At 63.0% G+C, this 20886-nt stretch carries 18 protein-coding genes; 4 read left to right on the top strand and 14 right to left on the bottom strand.

Annotated features, from left to right (window positions below):
* Nucleotides 1-50: 50 nt before the first annotated feature.
* The 14 genes from ahpF to queF form a co-directional block, all read right to left on the bottom strand.
* Entirely contained in the window at nt 51-1613 is a 1563-nt protein-coding gene (gene ahpF / locus PSV38_RS07070) for an alkyl hydroperoxide reductase subunit F (RefSeq protein WP_300546185.1), read from the bottom strand.
* Between the two features lie 98 nt (nt 1614-1711).
* Nucleotides 1712-2287, bottom strand: coding sequence for an alkyl hydroperoxide reductase subunit C (ahpC, locus tag PSV38_RS07075; RefSeq protein WP_300546186.1), 576 nt, complete (start codon nt 2285-2287; stop codon nt 1712-1714).
* Nucleotides 2288-2406: 119 nt separating this feature from the next.
* On the bottom strand, nt 2407-2766 hold the full coding sequence (locus tag PSV38_RS07080; protein WP_300546188.1) for a DUF2784 domain-containing protein: 360 nt from the start codon (nt 2764-2766) through the stop codon (nt 2407-2409).
* Nucleotides 2767-3903, bottom strand: coding sequence for an MFS transporter (locus tag PSV38_RS07085; RefSeq protein ID WP_300546190.1), 1137 nt, complete (start codon nt 3901-3903; stop codon nt 2767-2769).
* Nucleotides 3893-4537, bottom strand: coding sequence for a DUF2238 domain-containing protein (locus tag PSV38_RS07090; RefSeq protein WP_300546192.1), 645 nt, complete (start codon nt 4535-4537; stop codon nt 3893-3895). Before PSV38_RS07090 ends, PSV38_RS07085 begins: the two co-directional genes overlap by 11 nt.
* A 14-nt stretch (nt 4538-4551) precedes the next feature.
* Nucleotides 4552-5094, bottom strand: a complete 543-nt coding sequence (locus PSV38_RS07095; RefSeq protein ID WP_300546194.1) for a DUF1003 domain-containing protein — start codon at nt 5092-5094, stop codon at nt 4552-4554.
* The gene (prmB, locus tag PSV38_RS07100) at nt 5091-5984 is read right to left on the bottom strand and encodes a 50S ribosomal protein L3 N(5)-glutamine methyltransferase (protein WP_300546195.1); all 894 of its coding nucleotides are present in this window, start codon (nt 5982-5984) and stop codon (nt 5091-5093) included. The genes PSV38_RS07095 and prmB overlap by 4 nt, the downstream gene beginning before the upstream one ends.
* The gene (dapE, locus tag PSV38_RS07105) at nt 5981-7135 is read right to left on the bottom strand and encodes a succinyl-diaminopimelate desuccinylase (RefSeq protein ID WP_300546196.1); all 1155 of its coding nucleotides are present in this window, start codon (nt 7133-7135) and stop codon (nt 5981-5983) included. Before dapE ends, prmB begins: the two co-directional genes overlap by 4 nt.
* Before the next feature lie 16 nt (nt 7136-7151).
* Entirely contained in the window at nt 7152-8354 is a 1203-nt protein-coding gene (locus PSV38_RS07110) for a PilT/PilU family type 4a pilus ATPase (RefSeq protein WP_300546197.1), read from the bottom strand.
* Between the two features lie 28 nt (nt 8355-8382).
* A complete protein-coding gene (gene dapD / locus PSV38_RS07115; protein WP_300546198.1) occupies nt 8383-9207 on the bottom strand; it encodes a 2,3,4,5-tetrahydropyridine-2,6-dicarboxylate N-succinyltransferase in 825 nt (274 codons plus the stop codon).
* Nucleotides 9208-9231: 24 nt separating this feature from the next.
* Nucleotides 9232-10455: a succinyldiaminopimelate transaminase gene (gene dapC / locus PSV38_RS07120; RefSeq protein ID WP_300546199.1), complete on the bottom strand. Its 1224-nt coding sequence runs from the start codon at nt 10453-10455 to the stop codon at nt 9232-9234.
* A 56-nt stretch (nt 10456-10511) separates the two neighbouring features.
* Nucleotides 10512-11678 carry a GGDEF domain-containing protein gene (locus PSV38_RS07125; RefSeq protein ID WP_300546200.1) on the bottom strand — a complete coding sequence of 389 codons (1167 nt, stop codon included), beginning with the start codon at nt 11676-11678 and terminating at the stop codon, nt 10512-10514.
* Nucleotides 11675-12829 carry a sensor domain-containing diguanylate cyclase gene (locus tag PSV38_RS07130; protein ID WP_300546201.1) on the bottom strand — a complete coding sequence of 385 codons (1155 nt, stop codon included), beginning with the start codon at nt 12827-12829 and terminating at the stop codon, nt 11675-11677. Before PSV38_RS07130 ends, PSV38_RS07125 begins: the two co-directional genes overlap by 4 nt.
* 101 nt (nt 12830-12930) lie before the next feature.
* The gene (queF, locus tag PSV38_RS07135) at nt 12931-13437 is read right to left on the bottom strand and encodes a preQ(1) synthase (protein ID WP_300546202.1); all 507 of its coding nucleotides are present in this window, start codon (nt 13435-13437) and stop codon (nt 12931-12933) included.
* A gap of 120 nt (nt 13438-13557) precedes the next feature.
* Between queF and smc the strand changes: the two genes are divergently transcribed.
* From smc to def, 4 genes are read left to right on the top strand one after another with little or no spacing between them, the layout of a single operon-like run.
* The gene (gene smc, locus PSV38_RS07140) at nt 13558-17073 is read left to right on the top strand and encodes a chromosome segregation protein SMC (protein ID WP_300546203.1); all 3516 of its coding nucleotides are present in this window, start codon (nt 13558-13560) and stop codon (nt 17071-17073) included.
* A 34-nt stretch (nt 17074-17107) separates the two neighbouring features.
* Complete coding sequence (locus PSV38_RS07145; protein WP_300546205.1) at nt 17108-18193, top strand: cell division protein FtsZ; 1086 nt, start codon at nt 17108-17110, stop codon at nt 18191-18193.
* A 20-nt stretch (nt 18194-18213) separates the two neighbouring features.
* The gene (ligA, locus tag PSV38_RS07150; protein ID WP_300546206.1) at nt 18214-20319 is read left to right on the top strand and encodes an NAD-dependent DNA ligase LigA; all 2106 of its coding nucleotides are present in this window, start codon (nt 18214-18216) and stop codon (nt 20317-20319) included.
* Nucleotides 20306-20842 (top strand): peptide deformylase, encoded by a 537-nt coding sequence (def, locus tag PSV38_RS07155; protein ID WP_300546207.1) that lies wholly within the window; start codon nt 20306-20308, stop codon nt 20840-20842. Before ligA ends, def begins: the two co-directional genes overlap by 14 nt.
* Nucleotides 20843-20886 lie beyond the last annotated feature (44 nt).

The following is a 20886-nucleotide window of genomic DNA, read 5'->3' on the forward strand; positions in this document are numbered from 1 at the left end:
AAAGGCGGCTGAGTTTTCCCTCGCCGCCTTTGCTAAAAAGCCCCTCCGCGTCAACCCGCTGCGCGGATCAAGTGATCAAACGCACTCAAGGCCGCCTTCGCGCCATCACCCGCCGCGATCACGATCTGCTTGAACGGCACCGTGGTGGCATCCCCCGCCGCGAACACGCCCGGGATGGACGTGGCGCCGCGGTTGTCGACCACGATCTCGCCATGGCGTGACAACTCCAACGTGCCCTTCAGCCACTCGGTGTTGGGTACCAGGCCGATCTGCACGAACACGCCTTCCAGCGGCACCAGGTGTTCCTCATTCGTGGCGCGGTCCTTGTAGCGAAGCCCGTTGACCTTGCCATCGGCCCCGGTGATCTCGGTGGTCTGGGCATTGGTGTGCACGGTCACGTTGGGCAGGCTGTCGAGCTTGCGCACCAGCACCGCGTCGGCCTTCAACTGGTCGGCAAACTCGATCACGGTGACGTGGGCCACGATGCCTGCCAAGTCAATGGCGGCCTCAATGCCCGAGTTGCCGCCGCCGATCACGGCCGTGCGCTTGCCCTTGAACAGCGGGCCGTCGCAGTGCGGGCAATAGGCCACACCCTTGTTCTTGTACTCCTGCTCGCCGGGCACGTTAACGTTGCGCCAGCGTGCACCCGTGGAGATGATCACCGTCTTGCCCTTGAGTGAGCCGCCGTTGGTCAGCTTAACCTCGATCAGGCCTCCTGGCTGCGCCGCCGGGATGAGCTGTTCGGCGCGCTGCAGGTTCATGATGTCGACGTCGTACGTGCGGGCGTGGGCTTCCAGGCCCATGGCGAATTTGGGGCCGTCGGTCTCCAGCACCGAGATGTAGTTCTCAATCGCCAGCGTGTCGTTCACCTGGCCACCAAAGCGCTCGGCCGCCACACCCGTGCGGATGCCCTTGCGTGCGGCGTACACGGCGGCTGCCGCGCCAGCTGGGCCACCACCGACGATCAATACGTCATAGGGCTCCTTGGCGCTGAGTTTGGTCGCGTCTTTAGCAGCGGCGCCCGTGTCCAGCTTGGCCACAATTTCTTCCACCGTCATGCGGCCCGAACCGAACACCTGACCATTCAAAAACACCATGGGCACGGCCATGATCTCGCGAGCATTCACCTCGTCCTGGAAAGCGCCGCCTTCGATGACCGTGGTTTTGACATTCGGATTGAGGATCGCCATCAAGCTGAAGGCCTGGACCACATCGGGACAGTTGTGGCAGGTCAGGGACATGTAGACCTCAAAATTGAAGTCGCCCTCCAGGCCCTTGATCTGGTCGATCGCCTCTTGATCAACCTTGGGGGGGTGTCCACCGGTCCACAGCAGGGCCAGAACCAGTGAGGTGAATTCATGGCCCAGTGGCAGGCCAGCGAAACGCAATTGGGTTTCGCTGCCGTCACGTCGCAACGTGAAGGAGGGCCGACGAGCATCCTGGCCATCGGCCTTCAAGGTGATCTTGTCGCTGCGCAAACCGACGATGGTCTGCAACAGTTCGAGCGTCTCGCGAGACGTCTCGGAGTCGTCCAGCGATGCCACGATCTCGAACGGCTGGGTCACGCGCTCCAGGTAAGCGCCAAGTTGGGCTTTGAGGGTGTCGTCGAGCATGGTGTGCATCCTTCGTGTTGGATATTCTTTGGGGGTGCCCCCAACGGGCCTCGTGAGCCCGAAGGAGGCGGTACAACAATCAGTCAGTCAAGCAAAAATCAGATCTTGCCGACCAGGTCCAACGAAGGCGTCAAAGTCTTGGCGCCTTCCTTCCACTTGGCGGGGCAAACTTGGCCAGGGTTGGCGGCGGTGAACTGGGCAGCCTTGAGCTTGCGCACGGTTTCGGACACGTCGCGGGCGATTTCGTTGCTGTGGATCTCAGCGGTCTTGATCATCAGCTCGGGGTTGATGATGAAGGTGCCGCGCAGGGCCAGGCCTTCTTCTTCGATGTGGACGCCAAAGGCGCGGGTCAGCTTGTGGGTTGGATCACCAACCAGGGGGAACTTGGCCTTGCCGACAGCGTCGGAAGTCTCGTGCCACACCTTGTGCGAGAAATGGGTGTCGGTGGTCACGATGTAGACCTCGGCACCGGCCTTTTGGAATTCGGCGTAGCTGTTGGCAGCGTCTTCGATTTCGGTCGGGCAGTTGAAGGTGAACGCGGCCGGCATGAAGATCAGGACGGACCACTTGCCCTTCAAGGTTTCGTCGGACACGGTGATGAATTCACCCTTGCCGCCGCGGTTCACGAAGGCTTCGGTCTTGAAAGGTTGGACTTGCGTGTTGATCAGGCTCATGGCTTGTTTCCTTATTGGTTGGTGGTTGTTGAACAGAACAGTGTCAATGGTAGGCCAGCTTCACCATTGGCAAGATTGATTGATCAAATGCGCGTGATTGGCAGGGCCTATGCCAGGACTCAAAGGCGCGACCTGATCCACAGCCCGTAGATGACCAGGTTGAACACCACCATGAGGATGCCGAGCACCAGTTGCACGGTGGGGGTCAGGCCATCGGGATAAAGCACGGACAGGATGTAGTGATCGACGAAGCCACCGTCGTAGCCTTGCAGGCCCGCTTTCAGGCGCAGGCGGTTTTCAAGGGGTGTCAGCGGACAGATGCTGCTGGTGAATTCGACGTAAATGCCCCAAAACAATGCTGGGAGATGCACCCAGACCAGCTTCGGCCAGAGGAAGAGCAGGCCTGCCCCAAAGATCACGAAAAGCACGAATGCAAGGTGGAAGACCACCAGGGAGCTGGCAAGGAAGGCGTAAGGCATTCAGCGATCATGCCCCAGAGCGCGGCGTGCAGCCAGGCTCAGGGTGGCCGCGAACAGCATCACCAGCGCCATGCCGGACGACAGCGTCTGCCATTCGGCCACCACGCCGATGAGGGGCGGGCCGACCATCATGCCCAGGTAACCCAGGGCGGCCACCGCCGCGATGCCGTCGGCGGGCTTCACGCCGGGTACGCGCGCCGCCGCGCTGAACAGCACCGGGACCACATTGCCGAGCCCCAGGCCGATCAGCGCAAAGCCCAGCAGAGCCACGATAGGGTCATCGGTCACGAGGGTGAGCGCCATGCCCAAGGCTGCCAGCACACCGCAGACCTGGACCAGCCTCACCGACGAGATCCGGGCACGCAAGTAGTCGCCGCCAAAACGAGTGGCCGCCATCGCGCCAGAAAAACTGGCGTAAGCCAGCGCGGCGGTGGCGGGCGGGGCCTGCAATGATTCGCGCATGTACAGCACGCTCCAGTCGTAGATGGCCCCTTCGCACAGCAGGCCCAGAGCGGCCAGCGCGCCGATCAGGCCCAGCACGCCACGCGGCAACACCAAGCCGCCGTCAGATGGGGTATCGCGGCGGCCGTGCATGTGCAGGTAGCCCCAAATCGTGAGGAAAGCGCAAGCTACCCCGGCGGTCAAGAGGTGCAAGGTTGCGCTCACTCCCAAGCCTTGCATGACGCTGCCGAACCCTGCACCCGCCATGCCGCCCAGGCTGAACAGGCCGTGAAAGCCGCTCATCAAGGGCCGTTTGGCTTGGCGCTCGATCTCGCTGGCGGCCACGTTGATGGCCACATCAAACAGGCTGGCGGCCAGGCCGAAGGTGAGCATCAATGTCAGCAGGGCCACCGGGTGGTTGGTGGCCAACAACAAGGTGATGGCCAGCGCGGCAAGCAGACCGGTCACGCCGGCCACGGTTCGGGGCCCCAGGCGACCCACGATGCGCCCTGCCTGGGTGAGGCCTGTGACGGAGCCGATGCCCGCCGCCAGCATGGCCAATGCCAAGGTCGTTTCACTCAAGCCATAGTGCGCCTTGACCATGGGCACCTGCACGCCCCAGGTGGCGAACAGGGCGCCGGCCGCGAAGAACTGGCCACGGATGGCCCAGGTGGCGTGCTGTGCGTCAGCCGACATCGCCGTTTTGAATGCGCTTGATCTGCCGGTCTTGCAGGCGAGCAAAAACCACCAGGGCCGTGATGGCACCGATGAGCGCAAAGAACATGTCCGACTGCGTGTCCCATGGGTCGCCTTGCGTCCCCAGGAATTCTTCCGCGCCTTGGCCGGCGATCAGCGCCACAGCCCATTCGACGAACTCATAGGTGGCGCTGATGGCCAGCACGATGCTGACCACGATGAACGCCAGCATCTTGGGGCCGTTCACGTGCTGGCCACGGATCAGGATTTCACGCGCCACCAGGGCGGGGACCAAGCCTTGAAAGAAGTGCCCGATCTTGTCGTAGGGGTTGCGGTGCAGCCCGAGCCAGTCTTGAATTTGAAAGCCCAGTGGCACGCGCGCGTAGGTGTAGACCCCTCCGAGCATGAGCACCAAGGCATGCACAAAGATGCCGACGTACAGCAGCGTGGTCAGGGGAAAGCGCTGGTAGCTGGCCCAAAGGATGGGCAAGGCGATGACCACGGGCGCGACCTCAAGCGCCCAGGTGGCGAAGTCGTAAGGGCGCAGGCCGGACAATGTGAGCAGGGCGATGAGCAAGGCTGATGCGATCGTCAGCGCTTTGGTGCGTTGCTGGTGCGGTGTGTGGTCAGGCACGGTGCGTTCTCGGGTCAAAGTGGTTTGGTCATGAACTTAAGGTGGATTTCCACGGTCAGCTGCTCGATGCGTTCGCTCAATTGCTTGGTGATCTCGGTCAGCTGGGTGTTTTGCTTCATGAGCTCAATCAACTGATCATTCTGCGCGCTTGAAAACAACTCGCGCTGCTCGCTGGCCTGGGCCAAGGCCTCGCGGTGCATGGCGTCGGCTTCTGAGTGCACTCGGTCCCGGTCCGCCTGGCGGGTTTGAGCCAGCAAGATCAATGGGGCGGCATAGGCGGCCTGAAGGCTGAACGCCAGGTTGAGCAGGATGAATGGGTAGACATCGAACTTGGCCTGGCCCATGGCATTCATGGCAATCCAAACCAACACGATGATGGTCTGTGATATCAGGAAGACAGGGGTGCCAAAAAATCGGGCGAATGCTTCGGCTTTCAAAGCAAACCAGTCGTCGCCAAAGACCGAGAACAGGTGGGCAAAGGGCAGGTGGAATCGGAAGTGATGCTTGGAGGCTTCTGGCGCCTCCATGCATTGGGTCGATTCAGGGTTGGGCGTCATTGGGGGGCCTTTGCTTGGTGAGCGGCAAACGGAAAAATCACACAAACCGACGAGCTGCCGCCACTGGTTTCCAGCCAGACCACTTCCAGATCCGGAAACGCCCGCTCAAAATTTTCACGCTCGTTGCCAATCTCCAAAACCAGCACCGCCTCTGGCGACAGATACCTGCCTGGATGGGCCTCCAAGGTGGCCAGCAGGGCCCGTGTGAATTCCATGCCGTCATCACCCGAGGCCAGGGCCAACGCGGGCTCGGCCAGGTATTCGGCAGGCAGGGCGCGCATGGATTGGGCATTCACATACGGCGGATTGCACAGGATCAGGTCGTAGGGGCCCTTGGCCTGTGCCAGGCCGTCGCTCTGGATCAGGGTGATGCGGTCGGCCAAGTCATGCTTGTCCACATTGATGCGCGCCACGGCCAGTGCGTCGGCGCTGATGTCGAGGCCATCCACGGTTACGTCGGGGTAGGCCATGGCCGCGATCACGGCCAGGCTGCCATTGCCGGTGCACAGGTCCAGCACGCGGGTGGTGCGCTCGCTCAGCCAATGGTCAATGCTGCCATCGGCGATCAATTCGGCGATGAAGGAGCGGGGCACGATGGTGCGTTCATCCACATAAAACGGCACGCCTTGCAGCCAGGCTTCCTTCGTGAGGTAGGCGGCCGGTTTGCGCGTTTCAATGCGCTGGGTGATGAGCGCATCGACCTCGGCTTGGTGGCTTGATTCGACAGTTTGCTCAGCCACGCCGTCCAGGTCGTCAATGGGCAGGCCCAGTTTCCACAGAACCAGCCACGCGGCTTCGTCGAAGGCATTGATGGTGCCATGCCCAAATGAAACACCCGCCTGGGTGAGGCGGGCGCTGGCGGTTTCGATCAGTTCAATGACGGTGGTCACGAGAGCAGTCTTTCCAGTGTTTGGCGGTAGATGTTTTTGAGGGGCTCGATGTCGGCCACGGCCACGTGTTCGTCGATCTTGTGGATGCTGGCGTTGACGGGGCCAAACTCGACCACTTGCGGGCAGATCTGCGCGATGAAGCGGCCGTCAGAGGTGCCGCCGGTGGTGGACAGCTCGGTGGTGAGTCCGGTGACGTCCTTGATGGCGCCCGCGATGGCTTCGATCAGGCTGCCTGGGCGCGTCAGGAAGGGGCTGCCGCCCAAGGTCCAGTCGATTTCGACGTTCAAACCATGCCGGGCCAAGACCGCTTGCAGGCGTTCTTTCAAACAATCGGGCGTGGATTCGGTCGAGAAGCGGAAGTTGAAGTCCACCACCAGCTCGCCAGGGATGACGTTGTTGGCGCCCGTGCCCGCATGGATGTTGGACATCTGCCAACTGGTCGGCGGGAAATGGTCGTTGCCCTGGTCCCAGGTGATGCTGGCCAGTTCGGCCAAGGCCGGGGCGGCCAGGTGGATGGGGTTCTGCGCCAGGTGCGGGTAGGCGATGTGGCCTTGCACGCCCTTGACGCGCAACTTGCCCGACAGCGAGCCACGTCGGCCGTTCTTGATCATGTCGCCCACGGACTTGACCGAGGTGGGTTCACCCACAATGCAGCAATCCAGGCGTTCGCCGCGCTGGGTGAGCCATTCGCACACCTTGACGGTGCCATCGACCGAGGGGCCTTCTTCGTCGCTGGTGAGCAAAAAGGCGATGCTGCCTTGGTGCTGCGCATGGCTGGCGACGAACTCTTCCGTGGCCACCAGCATGGCGGCCAGCGAGGTTTTCATGTCGGCCGCGCCCCGGCCATAGAGCATGCCGCCGCGGTGCGTGGGCACAAAGGGCGGGCTGGTCCATTGGTCGAGCGGGCCGGTGGGGACCACATCGGTGTGGCCAGCGAACACCAAGGTGGGCGCGCCGCTGGCATGGCCCTGGCCGCGCTTGATGGCCCAAAGGTTGGTGACCGGGGCGTCAGCGGGGCCAAAGGTCAGCGTGTGGCATTCAAAGCCCAGGGCTTGCAGGCGCTCAATGAACACCTCCTGGCAAGCACCATCGTGGGGGGTGACGGAGGAGCGGACAATCAGCGCCTCGGTCAGGCGCAAGGTGGCAGTCATGGTCTTGAAATCTGGGTCAGAAGCGGGTGGAGCCGAAGCCCGTGGTGCCGAAACCGGAGCGGCGGTCGTCGTTGTTCACGTCCAGCGTGATTTCGGTGAAGGACGGGCCTTCCTCGGTGTCTTCCGCTTTGACCGTGAGCTTGGACGAGGCCCCCTGGTCGTTCTGCAGGCGCCACATCAGGTTGGTGGGTGAGTCGGCATTGGCCAAGCCTTCTTCGCGCGTGATCAGGCCTTCGCCAATCAAGCGGGCAATGTCGTGTTCAAAGGCTTGCGAGCCTTCGGCCATGGACTTTTCCATGGCTTCCTTGACGCCGGTGAAGTCGCCACGCTCAATCAACTCGGACACCAGCTTGGTGTTGAGCAAGACTTCGACCGCCGGGATGCGTCCGCCCGCCGTGGCGCGCAACAGGCGTTGCGACACGATGGCTTTCAGGCCGGAGGCCAAGTCACTGAGCAAGGCTGGACGCGACTCTGGCGTGTAGAACGACAGGATGCGACCCAGCGCGTGGTAACTGTTGTTGCCGTGAAGCGTGGACAGCACCAGGTGGCCCGACAGCGCATACGAGATGGCCGCCGTCATGGTTTCGCGGTCGCGGATTTCGCCGATCAGGATGCAGTCGGGCGCCTGGCGCAAAGCGTTGCGCAAGCCGACTTGCAGCGAGACCGTGTCGCGCCCCACTTCGCGCTGGTTGACCACCGACTTCTTGTTCGAGAACAAGAATTCCATCGGGTCTTCAATCGTCAGGATGTGGCCGGTCATGCGCTGGTTGCGCAACTCCAGCATCGAGGCCAACGTGGTGCTCTTGCCTGAACCTGTGGCACCGGCCAGGATGATCAGGCCGCGCTTTTCCATCACCAGCGATGACAAAATATCGGGCAGGTTCAGGGTATCAAGCGCGGGAATCTCGGAGGGGATGTGCCGGAACACCGCCGCGATAGAGCCACGTTGCTTGAAGGCGCTGAGCCGGAAAATCGCCACGCCGGGGATCGTCAAACCGACGTTCAACTCGCCCGTGTCGTCCAGCTCTTCCATCTGCGTGGGCGAGAGCATTTCGGCCAAGAGCTGGCGCGGCTGCGAGGGCTTGAGCGGTTGGTCGGTCAGTTGCAGGATCTGCCCGTGGAGCTTGATGAGGATGGGCGTGGCGGCCGAGAGGAAGACGTCGGAGGCCTTCTTTTCAGCCATCAAACGCAGGACTCGTTCCAGATTGCCTTCACTCATCAAGTGTCTCCTTGGGGATCAGTTTTTATCAGGCGCGCAGCAGGTCATTGATGCTGGTCTTGGAGCGCGTTTGCGCGTCGACCCGCTTGACGATGACGGCGCAGTACAAAGAGTACTTGCCATCGGCGCTGGGCAGGTTGCCGCTGACCACGACCGAACCGGCGGGGATGCGACCGTAGGTCACTTCGCCCGTGGCCCGGTCATAGATCTTGGTGCTCTGGCCAATGTACACGCCCATCGAGATCACGGAGTTCTCTTCCACGATCACGCCTTCGACCACTTCGGAGCGCGCACCGATGAAGCAGTTGTCTTCGATGATGGTGGGGTTGGCTTGCAGGGGCTCGAGCACGCCGCCGATGCCGACGCCGCCAGACAGGTGCACGTTCTTGCCGATCTGCGCGCAGGAGCCGACCGTGGCCCAGGTGTCGACCATGGCGCCTTCATCGACGTAGGCGCCGATGTTGACGTAGGAGGGCATCAGGATCACGTTCTTGGCCTGGAAGCTGCCACGGCGGGCCACGGCGGGGGGCACCACGCGCACGCCGCTGGCACGCAGTTGTTCGTCGGTCCAGCCGGCGTACTTGGTGGGCACCTTGTCGAAGAACTGCAGGGGGCCGTCGCCCATGGGCACGTTGTCGTTCAGGCGGAAGCTCAGCAGCACGGCCTTCTTGATCCATTGGTGGGTCACCCAGTCGCCATCGATCTTCTCGGCCACGCGCAACTTGCCGGCGTCCAGTTGGTTGATGATGTGGTTGACGGCGTCACGCACTTCGGCGGGGGCTGCAGCGGGCGACAGCGTGGTGCGTTGTTCCCAGGCGGCGTCGATGGTGGCTTGAAGGGCTTGAGTAGTCATGCTTGAAACAATCAAAAGTAAAAATCAGAAAGACTGGATGAAGGCGCGGATGCGTTGCGCGGCTTCAAGGCATTCGTCCACACCCGCCACCAGGGCCATGCGGACACGGCCTGCGCCGGGGTTGACGCCATTCGATTCACGGGCCAGGTAACTGCCTGGCAGAACGGCCACATTGTATTGAGCCAGCAGCTCTTTCGCGAACCACTCGTCGCTGCCGCCACCGATGTGCGCAGGCACGCCCGCCCACAGGTAGAAGCTGGCGTCGGGCAGGGCCACGTCCATCACCTCGGCCAGGATGGGGGTGACTTGCTCGAATTTGCGCTTGTACAGGGCACGGTTTTCGACCACGTGGGCCTCGTCGTCCCAGGCCGCGGCGCTGGCGCGCTGCACGGAAGGGCTCATGGCGCTGCCGTGGTAGGTGCGGTAGAGCAAAAATGCCTTGATCAACTCAGCATCGCCCGCCACGAAGCCAGAGCGCAGGCCAGGCACGTTGGAGCGCTTGGACAGGCTGGTCAGCATGATCAAATTGCGGAAATCAGCGCGGCCCAACCGGGCGGCGGCCTGCAAACCGCCCAGTGGCGCTGCGTCGATGCCTTCGCGGAAGTAGATCTCTGAATAGCATTCGTCGGACGCGATGACGAAGCCAAATCGATCACTCAATTCAAACAGCTTGGCCCATTCGTCCAGCGGCATGACCGCGCCGGTGGGGTTGCCTGGCGAGCAAACGTACAGCAACTGGGTGGTCGCCCAGGTGGATTCGGGGATGCTGGACCAGTCGGCTGCGAAGTTGCGCGCCGGGTCAGAGTTGGCAAAGATCACGCGGGCGCCGGCCAGCAACGCCGCACCTTCGTAGATTTGGTAGAACGGGTTGGGACAGACCACCGCCGGGCCGCCCACGTCGCGGTGTTGGTTGGGATCGATGACCACCTGGGCCAGAGCGAACAGCGCCTCGCGTGAGCCATTGACTGGCAGGATCTGCGTGGCGGGGTCGAGCGAAAGACCATAGCGGCGCTGCATCCAGCGGGCGCAGGATTCGCGCAGCACCGGCTCACCAGCGGTGGCCGGGTAGCTGGCCAGGCCGTCCAAGGCGTCGGTCAAGGCTTGCTTGATGAAGGCGGGAGTGGGATGTTTGGGCTCGCCAATGCCCAGGCTGATGGGGCGCAGGGCCGGGTTGGGCTGCACGCCGGAGGTGAGTTGTCGCAGCCGCTCGAAGGGATAGGGTTGCAGTTTGGACAGCAGTGGGTTCATGCCGGGGATTATCCCAGCCCCACGCACGCCGGTGGCGCGGGTTAGCGCGGAATGTGTCAGCGCTTGGGCGGTGGCGCGATGACGACCCGGTCACGACCAGTGTTTTTGGCCTCATAAAGGGCCTGATCGGCGCGTTCGATGGTCTGGCTGAGCGCGGTGATGCTGTCGTGCACCGCTACGCCCGCCGAAAAGGTGACGCGCAACGTGGGCACGGCGGCCGACAGGGTGCATGCTGCCATCGCTGTGCGCAGGCGCTCCAGGGCGACCTGGGTCTTTTCCTGGCTGGTATTGGGCATCAGGATCAAAAATTCTTCGCCCCCCCAGCGGGCAATGGTGTCGGTGTCGCGCAGCACGACCAGTGCGGCCTTGGCAAAGGCGCTCAGGCTGTCATCGCCCACCCGGTGCCCATGGCGGTCATTCACCAGCTTGAAATGGTCGAGGTCAATCACCACCACGGTGAAGCGCTCGCCATAGCGGTCAAAGCGCATCACGGCGTTTTCCAGCTTGTCCTGCATATGTCGGCGGTTGAACAGGCCGGTCAAGGCGTCATGGGTGGCCAACTGCCGGACCTGCTCCAGCGCTGCCTTGAGTTCTGTTCGCTGCTTGAACAGCCGGTTGCGCCAGCTTGAAATCTTGTAAGCCGTGAAGATGAGTGGGGGCATGGTGCCCAGCATCAGCTCAAACCGGATCAGCTCGAGGTCAGGCGGGTAGTAGCCAGGGTCCATGTGCGACAGCAAGCCCATGCTGCACCCCAGCATCAGCATGGCTGCCAGCCCGACCATCACGGATTGCTTGGGGGTGTGGGTGTACATGCCAAAGACCATGACCAAGGCGGTCAGAACCATGACCAGGCCCCGGTCGTAGGGCCCCAGGGCGGTGTAGGCAAAACCGATGGCCAGCAGCGCGAAGACGTTCTGGGGGATCATCAGCGCAGGGTCTTTCAGGTGGCGCGTCTTGCCGCTGCGCACCAGCGCAAAAAACACCGCGTAGGCCGGAAATGTCGTGGCCATCAGCAGGCTTGGGGCGAAGGCTCTGATCAGGCCGATGTCTGCCACGTAAGATGCTGCCCAGCAGCAAATCACGTACATCAGCGCGCACAGCAGGATGGCGACGGTGCGAGAGCGGGTGACGCGGTCCGGGCCGAAGATGAAAGCCACCAGCCTGCCAACGCCGTCCAGCAGCGGGTCTTCCTCAGGGAGGTGGGTCGAGCTTGGTTCGCTCATGTCAGGGTCTCGGCCATGGGCTCGGCAGATGCCGAGGGGGATGAAGCCAGCACGCAGCGGTTGCGACCTTGCCGCTTGGCCTCGTAGACGGCTCGGTCAGCCCGATCCACCAGGTGTTCCAGGCTTTCGCCGGGTTGAGCCTGGGCAATGCCGACCGAGAAGGTCAACTGCATCAGGGCGTGGTCCTTGAAAACCAGGGCTTCCACCGTTTGGCGCAAACGCTCCAGCGCGGTCAAGGCTTCGTGTTCGTTCAACTGCGGCAGCATGAGCAGGAATTCTTCACCGCCCCAGCGGGACAATTTATCGACCTGGCGCAATTGCGGCGTGATGCTTTGGGCAAAGCCCTTGAGCGCGGTGTCGCCCGCGTGGTGGCCAAACCGGTCATTGATGTCCTTGAAGTGATCCAGGTCGATCAAGGCCACGCACATGGGCGCGCCGGTGCGCTCCATCAGCTTCAATTCGGCCTCGGCCAGGTCGGTCAGGACCCGGCGGTTCAGCAGGCCGGTGAGCATGTCGGTGGTGGCCATTTGCTCCACGGTGCGCACCGCTTCGCCCAGCTCCCTGGTTTGACGCCCCAGTTTCACCCCGATGTCGCTGATCCATTTGCCCACCAGCGACAGCATGAGTAAAGCGGAGCCGCCCACGGCCAGAATGGCCCAGCTTTTGGTGACGGGGTAACGAAGGGGGTCGTACAAGGTCAAGGTGATGGTGGCCACGGCCAGCATGCCCACGGTCAAGGCGCCCAGCAACAACACCCGTGCGGGTTTGAGCCGGAACATGGCCGCCACGATGGTCTGGCTGATGATGATGAGGACGTTACTGCGGTGGTCGCCCAGTTGCATGAAGGCCAGCACGCAGATGAAGTTGCTGGCCAGGGCATGGGGAAACGCCATGATCGGGTCTTTGAGACGCAGGCTCCAGCCAGAGCGCACCAGGGCGAAAACCGTCAGGAAGGTGGTGGCACCACCCAGGATCAGCCAATTGGCCATGGGCCGGTTCAGCAGGCCCAGGTGAACCGAGTGCAACAGGATGCCGATCGTGACAGCATACAACTGCAAGGTGGCCAGCACCAGCAGCACATAGCGGCGCGTGGGCTGTTTTTGCCCAAGCGCCCAGTCAAGAAACGGTGTCTGCCAAGAGGGTGATTTCATCAAGTGAAGGCTGGTTGACCCTTGGCTATCGGCAGATGACAGCCAATCTTGACATTGTGTTACGTCTGCAGCCCCGCGTTGGGGGCGCTTGTGTGACTAAATCAGCCCAGCATGCCGCTTTCAGCCGAGTGCTGCGGCAATTCAACTTTGGGCAAAGGCTTCCAGCCTTTTTGGCGGTGCTCGACCACCACATTGGTGTAGATGCCACCGCGCACATACCACTTGGCGGTGATGCGCAAGTAGCGCGGCTGGATCGCTTTCACGAAGTCGTCCAGGATGGCGTTGGTAACTTTTTCGTGGAAAGCGCCGTCGTTGCGGTAGCTCCACATGTACATCTTCAGGCTCTTGAGCTCAATGCACAGCTTGTCGGCGATGCACTCGATGGTGAAGTGCGCGAAGTCGGGCTGGCCCGTCAGCGGGCAAAAGCAGGTGAATTCCGGGATCTGGAATTGGATGACGTAGTCGCGCTGGGGGGCGGGATTGGGGAAGACATCCAGCTTGCGCGTGGCGGCCGAAGGCGGTGTAGCGGGCTTGGCGCGCTCACCCACGGTGATGGTGTCGGCGGTGGCGCTCTTGGCGGCGCGGGCGGAGGGGGCTTTCTTGGCCATGGTGAGCTGCGGTAGGAGGGAAATCTGGGGAAGCGCCGATGCTATCATCCCAGACCCGAATGAATGCGCTGCTTCGCGTGTTTTTTCTTATAAATCAATGACTTAGTCGACTCAACACGCATGCGCCTGAATTCGATCAAGCTGTCTGGCTTCAAGTCATTCGCCGAGCCGACCACCTTCCAGTTGCCTGGTCAGTTGGTGGGCGTGGTGGGGCCCAACGGTTGCGGCAAGTCCAACATCATGGACGCGGTGCGCTGGGTGTTGGGCGAATCGAAAGCATCCGAGTTGCGTGGCGAGTCCATGCAGGACGTGATCTTCAATGGCTCGGGCAACCGCAAGCCGGCCAGTCGGGCCAGCGTCGAACTGGTGTTCAGCAATGAAGATGCGCGTGCCGGTGGCCAGTGGAACCAGTTCGCAGAGATCGCCGTCAAGCGCGTGCTGACTCGCGATGGCACCTCCAGCTATTTCATCAACAACCAGCCTGTGCGCCGCCGCGATGTGCAAGACGTGTTCTTGGGCACGGGCCTGGGGCCGCGCGCCTACGCCATCATCGGCCAGGGCACCATCAGCCGGATCATCGAATCCAAGCCTGAAGAGCTGCGCCTGTTCCTGGAAGAAGCGGCTGGCGTGTCCAAATACAAGGAGCGCCGCCGCGAGACCGAGCACCGCCTGAAGGACACCCGCGAGAACCTGACGCGCGTGGACGACATCCTGCGCGAGCTGAACAACAACCTGGAAAAGCTGGAGCGCCAGGCCGAGGTCGCCACGCGCTACAACGGCCTGCAAGAGCAGGGCACCTTGAAGCTGCACCAGCTGTGGTTCCTCAAGCACCGCGATGCCTCCACCGAAGAATCGCGCATCAAGCAGGACATCCTGGGCGCGACCAACGCGCTGGAAGGCCGCATGGCCGAGTTGCGCCAGGTCGAAGCCGAGCTGGAGCATGTGCGCCAGGCGCATTACGAATCCAGCGACGAGCTGCACACGGCGCAAGGCGCCTTGGCCGAAGCCAACCTGGAAGTCAGCCGTCTGGAAGAGCGCATCCGCTATGTGGTCGAAGGCCGCCAGAAGGTTGAGCAACGCCTGGCCGAACTGAAAGGCCAGAACGACCAATGGGCCGACCGCAAGGTGTCTGCCGAGGAAGAACTGGAAACCCTGGCCGAACGGATGGCCGCCGCCGAAGAGCAGGCCGAGATCCTGGCCGCGCAAGCTGAGGAGCTGACTGCCAATGTGCCGACCTTTGAAGACACGGTGCGTGCTGCTTCACAAAAGGCGAATGAGCAACGTGGCGTGGCCGGGCAGGTGCAGCAGCAGATCCAGTTGCTGGCAGCAGATTCACGCAACATTGATGATCAATCGCGCCAGCTCAACCTGCGCCGTGAACGCCTGGTGGCCGAGAAGCAAACCCTGGCCGCGCCCGACGAGTTGAGCTTGACCGAGTTGACCCGCCAGCTTGAAGCGGGCCAGGAAGATCTGGCCGTGGCCGAGGCCCAACTGGGGGAGCTGACCGAGTCCGTGCCCGCGCTGGACGACGCCCGCAAGGAACGCCAGAGCGATGCCAATGCCCAGGCCAGCAGGCAATCCGACCTGACTGCGCGTTTGGAAGCCCTGCGCGCCTTGCAAGAAAAGGTGCAGACGGAAGGCAAGCTCAAGCCCTGGTTGGCCAAGCATGGTCTGGATGGCTTGCCCGGCCTGTGGACCAAGATCCACATCGAGAACGGCTGGGAAAACGCGCTGGAATCATCCCTGCGCGAGCGCTTGTCGGCCCTGGAAGTGGGCCGGGTCGAAACCGTGCGCGCTTTTGAAAACGATGCGCCGCCCGCCAAGCTGGCCTTTTACAGCCCGCCCTCAGGCCAGATCGCCAACAGCCATCAAACGCTGCCACGCCTGTCTGACCTGCTGCGCTTGAATGATCAGGGCCTGAAGGCCTTGCTCAACGATTGGCTGGAAGGCGTCTACACCGCCGGCAGCATGGAAGAGGCCCTGGCCAACCGTGGCAAGTTGACGCACGGCGAGGTCATCATGACCCAGGCCGGTCATGCGGTCAGCCAGTTCGCGGTCAGCTTCTATGCACCCGATTCGGAGCAGGCTGGCATGTTGGCCCGTGCTCAGGAAATCGAAAGCCTGGAAAAGCAGGTGCGCGCCCAGGCCATCATGGCCGACGATGCCCGTGCTGCCTTGATCCGAGCCGAAGCGGCTTACACCGATGCCTCGCAGCGCCTGGTCACGGCCCGGCGCGACACCAGCGAGTTGCAGCAACGCACGCACCAGGTGCAGGTCGAGGTGCTGCGCCTGACGCAGCAAGCGCAACAAAGCAATGCGCGGCGCGAGCAGATCGCCAGTGAGGTGGGCGAGATCGATGGCCAGCTGGAAGAGCTGAACGAACGCCGCGCCACGGGCGAGGCCCGCTTTGAAGAGCTGGACTTGTCGCTGGCCGATGCGCAAGAGCGCCATGCCCAGTTGGAAGAAGCCGTGATCGAGGCTGAGCGTAAGCTCAATCATGCGCGTGAGCAGTCGCGCGCGCTGGAGCGCCAGGCGCAAGAAGCCGCTTTCAGCGCCCGCAGCATGTCGGCGCGGCGTGGCGAGTTGCAGCGCGGCATCGAGACTTCTGTGCAGCAGATCCAGGCCAACGAAGCCAGCGCTGTGACGCTGCACGAAGAGCACGCCCGCCTGTCCGAGACGGCCGCTGGCACCGGCCTGGACGAAGCCCTGGCCGTCAAGCTGGAAAAAGAAAGCGCCCTGGGCCAGACCCGCAGTCGCTACGACGACCTGTCGGCCCAACTGCGCCGCGCTGACGAGCAGCGCATGGAGTTCGAGCGCAGCCTGCAACCGTTACGCGACCAGATCACCAAGCTGCAGCTCGAAGAGCAGGCCGCCTCGCTGGGCGGTGCTCAGTTCATGGAGCAACTGATTGCCGCCAGCGTGGACCTCGAAGTGCTGGCCCGCAACATCGAAGAAAACGGCGTCAAGCTGCATGGCCTGCAAAGCGAAATCGACCGCATCCAGCGCGAAATCAACGCCTTGGGCGCCGTCAACCTGGCCGCTCTGGACGAGCTGACCGCAGCCCGCGAACGCAAGGGCTTCCTGGACTCGCAGATGGCCGACCTGCTCGACGCCATCAACACCCTCGAAGACGCCATCCACAAGATCGACATTGAAACCCGCGATCTGTTGGCGGGCACCTTCAACACCGTCAACGAACATTTCGGCCGCATGTTCCCCGAGCTGTTCGGCGGCGGCACGGCCAAGCTGGTCATGACTGGCGACGAAATCCTCGACGCAGGCGTGCAAGTCATGGCCCACCCGCCCGGTAAGAAGAACAGCACCATCCACCTCTTGTCCGGTGGCGAAAAAGCGCTCACGGCCATCGCCCTGGTGTTCGCCATTTTCCAGCTCAACCCCGCGCCTTTCTGCCTGCTCGACGAAGTCGATGCCCCCCTGGACGACGCCAACACCGAGCGCTACGCCAAGCTGGTCAAACAGATGTCCAGCGGCACGCAGTTCCTGTTCATCTCGCACAACAAGATCGCCATGGAAATGGCCGAGCAGTTGATCGGAGTGACCATGCAGGAGCAGGGCGTCTCGCGCATCGTCGCGGTCGACATGGAGGCCGCCTTCTCGATGGCCCAGGCCGCCTGAGCGAAGCGCAGAAGAAGAACCCAACACATTCCCCATGAACAACTCACTCACTTTGTATCTGGCCCTGTTGGGCGGCCTGGTTCTGGCGGCTTTCGTGGCGCATGGCGCCTGGACGGCCCGCAAGAATGCTGCACGCCAACCCCGCCGCGCCGCGCTCGAGCCCATGGGCACCGGCACCATCGACCGGTCCGAGGCCGACACCATTCCCACCGAGATGGGCGACACCGTGCCGGGCGATCCCACGTTTGAGGAGCGCGAATCTGGCGCGATGAACCTGCCGCCCCCCGTCAAGCGCAACCAGCCCAAGCTGGACGCCCTGATTGATGCCATCGCCACCTTGACCATTGACACCCCCGTCAGCGGCGACAACGTGCTGCTGCACCTGCCGACCACCCGCCGCGCCGGCAGCAAGCCTTTCATGATTGAAGGCCTGCGCGTTGATTGCAGCGAGTGGGAAGCCCCGCAGCTCGGCGTGGTCTACAGCGAGTTGCAAGCTGGCGTGCTGCTGGCCAACCGCACGGGCGGCCTCAACGAGATCGAGTACTCCGAATTTGTGCAAAAGGTGCAGGCTTGTGCCGATGCCATGGGCGCTTCGGTCGAGTTCCCCGACATGCTGGACGTGGTCGCGCGTGCCAAGGAACTGGACGGCTTTGCCAGTGGTCACGACGCTCAATTGGCCTTGCGCCTGTATGCCCAAGGCAGCGCCTGGTCGATCGGCTATGTCCAGCAGCAGGCCGCGCGCCATGGCTTCATGCCGGGTGCCTTGCCGGGCCGCTTCGTGCTGCCATCGACGGAAGAGGGCGCGCCGCCCGTGCTGACCTTGCAATTCGATGCCCAGGCCGCCTTTGCCGAAGACCAGGAGCAGGCCACCCTGCGTGAATTGATCTTGTCATTCGACGTGCCTCAAACGGCGGCGGAAGGCTCACCTTTCAACGCTTGGTGCGCGGCTGGCCAAGCCTTGTCGCTGGGGCTGGACGCCATGATGGCCGATGACCAGGGCCAGCCGTTTTCGCCAGCCGCATTCGCCTCCATCGAAGGTGAATTGCAGCGCCTGTACGAAGCCCTGGCTGCACGTGATCTGGCGGCTGGTTCGGCCACGGCACGGCGCTTGTTCAGTTGATGGGCGTGGAGACCTCGGCCATGCCGAACGACGAATCCGTGGCCGAACGCATCGCGCAGCTGCGCGAGCAGCTTCAGCACCACGCGCACCAGTACTACACGCTGGATGCCCCGCAGATCCCCGATACCGAGTACGACCGGCTCTTCCAGGCGCTTGAAGCCCTGGAGGAAGCCCACCCTGAATTGCGCACGGCCGATTCGCCCACGCAACGTGTGCTGGGCCAGGTGCTCGACGGCTTCACGCCGGTGCGCCACGCCGTGCCCATGCTGTCCATCCGCACCGAGACCGACACCGAAGCGACTGGCGCCTTGGCCTTCGACGCGCGGGTGCGTCGCGAACTGAGGCTCACCGATGCAGACCCGCCGGTGGAATACGGCGCCGAGCTGAAGTTCGACGGCCTGGCCATCAACCTGCGCTACGAACAGGGCCTGCTGGTGCAAGCCACCACGCGCGGCGATGGCGAAGTGGGCGAAGACGTCACCCAGAACATCCGCACCATTCGCCAGATTCCCCATCGCCTGAAAGGCGTGAAAGCCGAAGTGCTCGAGGTGCGCGGCGAGGTCTACATGCGCCGCGATGATTTCGACAAGCTCAACGAGCGCCAACGAGACCAGGGTGGCAAGACGTTTGTGAACCCGCGCAATGCGGCGGCTGGTGCGGTTCGCCAGCTCGACCCGAACATCACCGTGCAACGGCCGCTGAGCTTTTTCGCCTACGGCCTGGGCGATGTCCAGGGTTGGAACGTGCCCCCCACACACAGCGCGATGCTGGACGCCTTGCAAGCCATGGGGCTGCCGGTGAGCGATGAGCGCCTGGTGGCACAAGGCGCCGACGGCCCAGCTGGCCTGATCGGCTTCCACCAGGCGATTGGCGCCAAACGCGACCAACTGCCTTTCGACATCGATGGCATCGTCTACAAGGTCAACCGCCGCGACTTGCAAGATCGCCTGGGGTTCGTCTCGCGCGAACCGCGTTGGGCCGTGGCCCACAAGTACCCCGCGCAAGAGCAACTGACCCAGGTTGAAGCCATCGACATCCAGGTGGGTCGCACTGGCAAGCTCACGCCCGTGGCCCGGCTCAAGCCGGTCTTCGTGGGCGGTGTCACGGTCACCAATGCCACCTTGCACAACCTGTTCGAGATGCGCCGCAAGCGTGTGCGGGTGGGTGACACCGTGATCGTGCGCCGCGCGGGCGACGTCATCCCCGAAGTGGTGAGCGTGGTGTCGGCCGTGCCGCGTGCCAGCTACGTGCTCAACTTCCGCATGCCCCGGCATTGCCCCATTTGCCAAAGCACGGTGGAGCGTGAGCCGGGCGAGATGAATCACCGCTGCTCGGGCGGCTTGTTCTGTGCCGCCCAACGCAAGCAGGCACTGCTGCACTTCGCCCAGCGCCGCGCAGTTGAGGTTGAAGGGCTGGGCGAGAAGCTGGTGGACCAGTTGGTGGATGGCGGCCTGGTTCGCACCTTGCCCGAGCTTTACAAGATGGGCGTGGCCAAGCTGGCCGCCCTGGACCGCATGGCCGATAAAAGCGCGCAAAACATCGTCTCGGCGCTTGAAAAAAGCAAGCAGACCACCTTGCCGCGCTTCCTGTTCGGCCTCGGCATCCGCCATGTGGGCGAAGCCACCGCCAAGGACCTGGCCAAGCACTTTGGCAAGATGGGGCACAAGGACGACGAGAACGGCGGCGGGGTCATGCACGCCAGCGTGGAACAGTTGCTGGCCGTGAAGGACGTGGGGCCCATCGTTGCGCAAAGCATCCGCACCTTTTTTGATCAAGCTCACAATTGCGAAGTGGTGGAGCAGTTGCGCGCCGCAGGCGTCACCTGGCCCGAGCACGAGCCATCGGCGGAGGCTGACGCCGCCAGTCTGCCCATGTTCGGAAAAACCTTCGTGCTCACCGGCACGTTACCGACGCTGGGCCGCGAAGAAGCCAAGGCCCTGATCGAAGCCCAGGGCGGCAAAGTGGCCGGTTCGGTCTCCAAGAAAACCACCTACGTCGTGGCCGGCGCCGAGGCCGGCAGCAAGCTGGACAAGGCCCAGGAACTGGGCCTGACCATCGTCGACCAGGAAGGGCTGTTGGCCTTGTTGAACATCGAACCCGGGAGCCTCCAAGATGGCAGTGCGTGAGATCCTCAAGATGGGCGACTCACGCCTTTTGCGAGTTGCTCAGCCAGTCGAACACTTCGACACCCCCGAGTTGCACGCCCTGATCGCCGACATGTTCGACACCATGGCGGCCGCCCAAGGCGCTGGCCTGGCCGCCCCCCAGATCGGCGTCGACCTGGCCGTGGCCATCTTCGGCATGACCCGCTCCGAGCGCTACCCCGATGCGCCACCTGTGCCGCAAACCGTGCTCATCAACCCCCTCATCACGCCTTTGTCGGCCGATGAGGAAGACGGCTGGGAAGGCTGCTTGTCGGTGCCCGGCCTGCGTGGCGTGGTGCCCCGCCTGACCCGCATCCGATACACCGGCTTTGACCAGTGGGGACATCCCATCGACCGCGAGGCCGAAGGCTTCCACGCCCGCGTGGTTCAGCACGAATGCGATCACCTGATCGGCAAGCTCTACCCCATGCGGATCCGCGACTTTTCCCGCTTTGGCTACACCTCGGTGTTGTTCCCCGGCCTGGACTCCAACTCTGACGACTGAGCCGATCAAGCCCGGACCACCAAATGCCGACAACCAAGATGCGA

Source organism: Aquabacterium sp., from assembly GCF_029946005.1.
In the GTDB taxonomy this organism is placed as follows: Bacteria; Pseudomonadota; Gammaproteobacteria; order Burkholderiales; family Burkholderiaceae_C; genus Aquabacterium.

Bases quoted from the DNA above. Each gene is read 5' to 3' on its own strand.
- dapE (WP_300546196.1), bottom strand. From the start codon at position 7,135: ATGACTGCCACCTTGCGCCTGACCGAGGCGCTGATTGTCCGCTCCTCC.
- ahpF (WP_300546185.1), bottom strand. From the start codon at position 1,613: ATGCTCGACGACACCCTCAAAGCCCAACTTGGCGCTTACCTGGAGCGC.
- ahpC (WP_300546186.1), bottom strand. From the start codon at position 2,287: ATGAGCCTGATCAACACGCAAGTCCAACCTTTCAAGACCGAAGCCTTC.
- dapD (WP_300546198.1), bottom strand. From the start codon at position 9,207: ATGACTACTCAAGCCCTTCAAGCCACCATCGACGCCGCCTGGGAACAA.
- dapC (WP_300546199.1), bottom strand. From the start codon at position 10,455: ATGAACCCACTGCTGTCCAAACTGCAACCCTATCCCTTCGAGCGGCTG.
- PSV38_RS07110 (WP_300546197.1), bottom strand. From the start codon at position 8,354: ATGAGTGAAGGCAATCTGGAACGAGTCCTGCGTTTGATGGCTGAAAAG.
- PSV38_RS07095 (WP_300546194.1), bottom strand. From the start codon at position 5,094: ATGACGCCCAACCCTGAATCGACCCAATGCATGGAGGCGCCAGAAGCC.
- PSV38_RS07145 (WP_300546205.1), top strand. From the start codon at position 17,108: ATGAACAACTCACTCACTTTGTATCTGGCCCTGTTGGGCGGCCTGGTT.
- PSV38_RS07130 (WP_300546201.1), bottom strand. From the start codon at position 12,829: ATGAAATCACCCTCTTGGCAGACACCGTTTCTTGACTGGGCGCTTGGG.
- smc (WP_300546203.1), top strand. From the start codon at position 13,558: ATGCGCCTGAATTCGATCAAGCTGTCTGGCTTCAAGTCATTCGCCGAG.
- ligA (WP_300546206.1), top strand. From the start codon at position 18,214: ATGCCGAACGACGAATCCGTGGCCGAACGCATCGCGCAGCTGCGCGAG.
- def (WP_300546207.1), top strand. From the start codon at position 20,306: ATGGCAGTGCGTGAGATCCTCAAGATGGGCGACTCACGCCTTTTGCGA.
- PSV38_RS07125 (WP_300546200.1), bottom strand. From the start codon at position 11,678: ATGAGCGAACCAAGCTCGACCCACCTCCCTGAGGAAGACCCGCTGCTG.
- PSV38_RS07085 (WP_300546190.1), bottom strand. From the start codon at position 3,903: ATGTCGGCTGACGCACAGCACGCCACCTGGGCCATCCGTGGCCAGTTC.
- queF (WP_300546202.1), bottom strand. From the start codon at position 13,437: ATGGCCAAGAAAGCCCCCTCCGCCCGCGCCGCCAAGAGCGCCACCGCC.
- PSV38_RS07080 (WP_300546188.1), bottom strand. From the start codon at position 2,766: ATGCCTTACGCCTTCCTTGCCAGCTCCCTGGTGGTCTTCCACCTTGCA.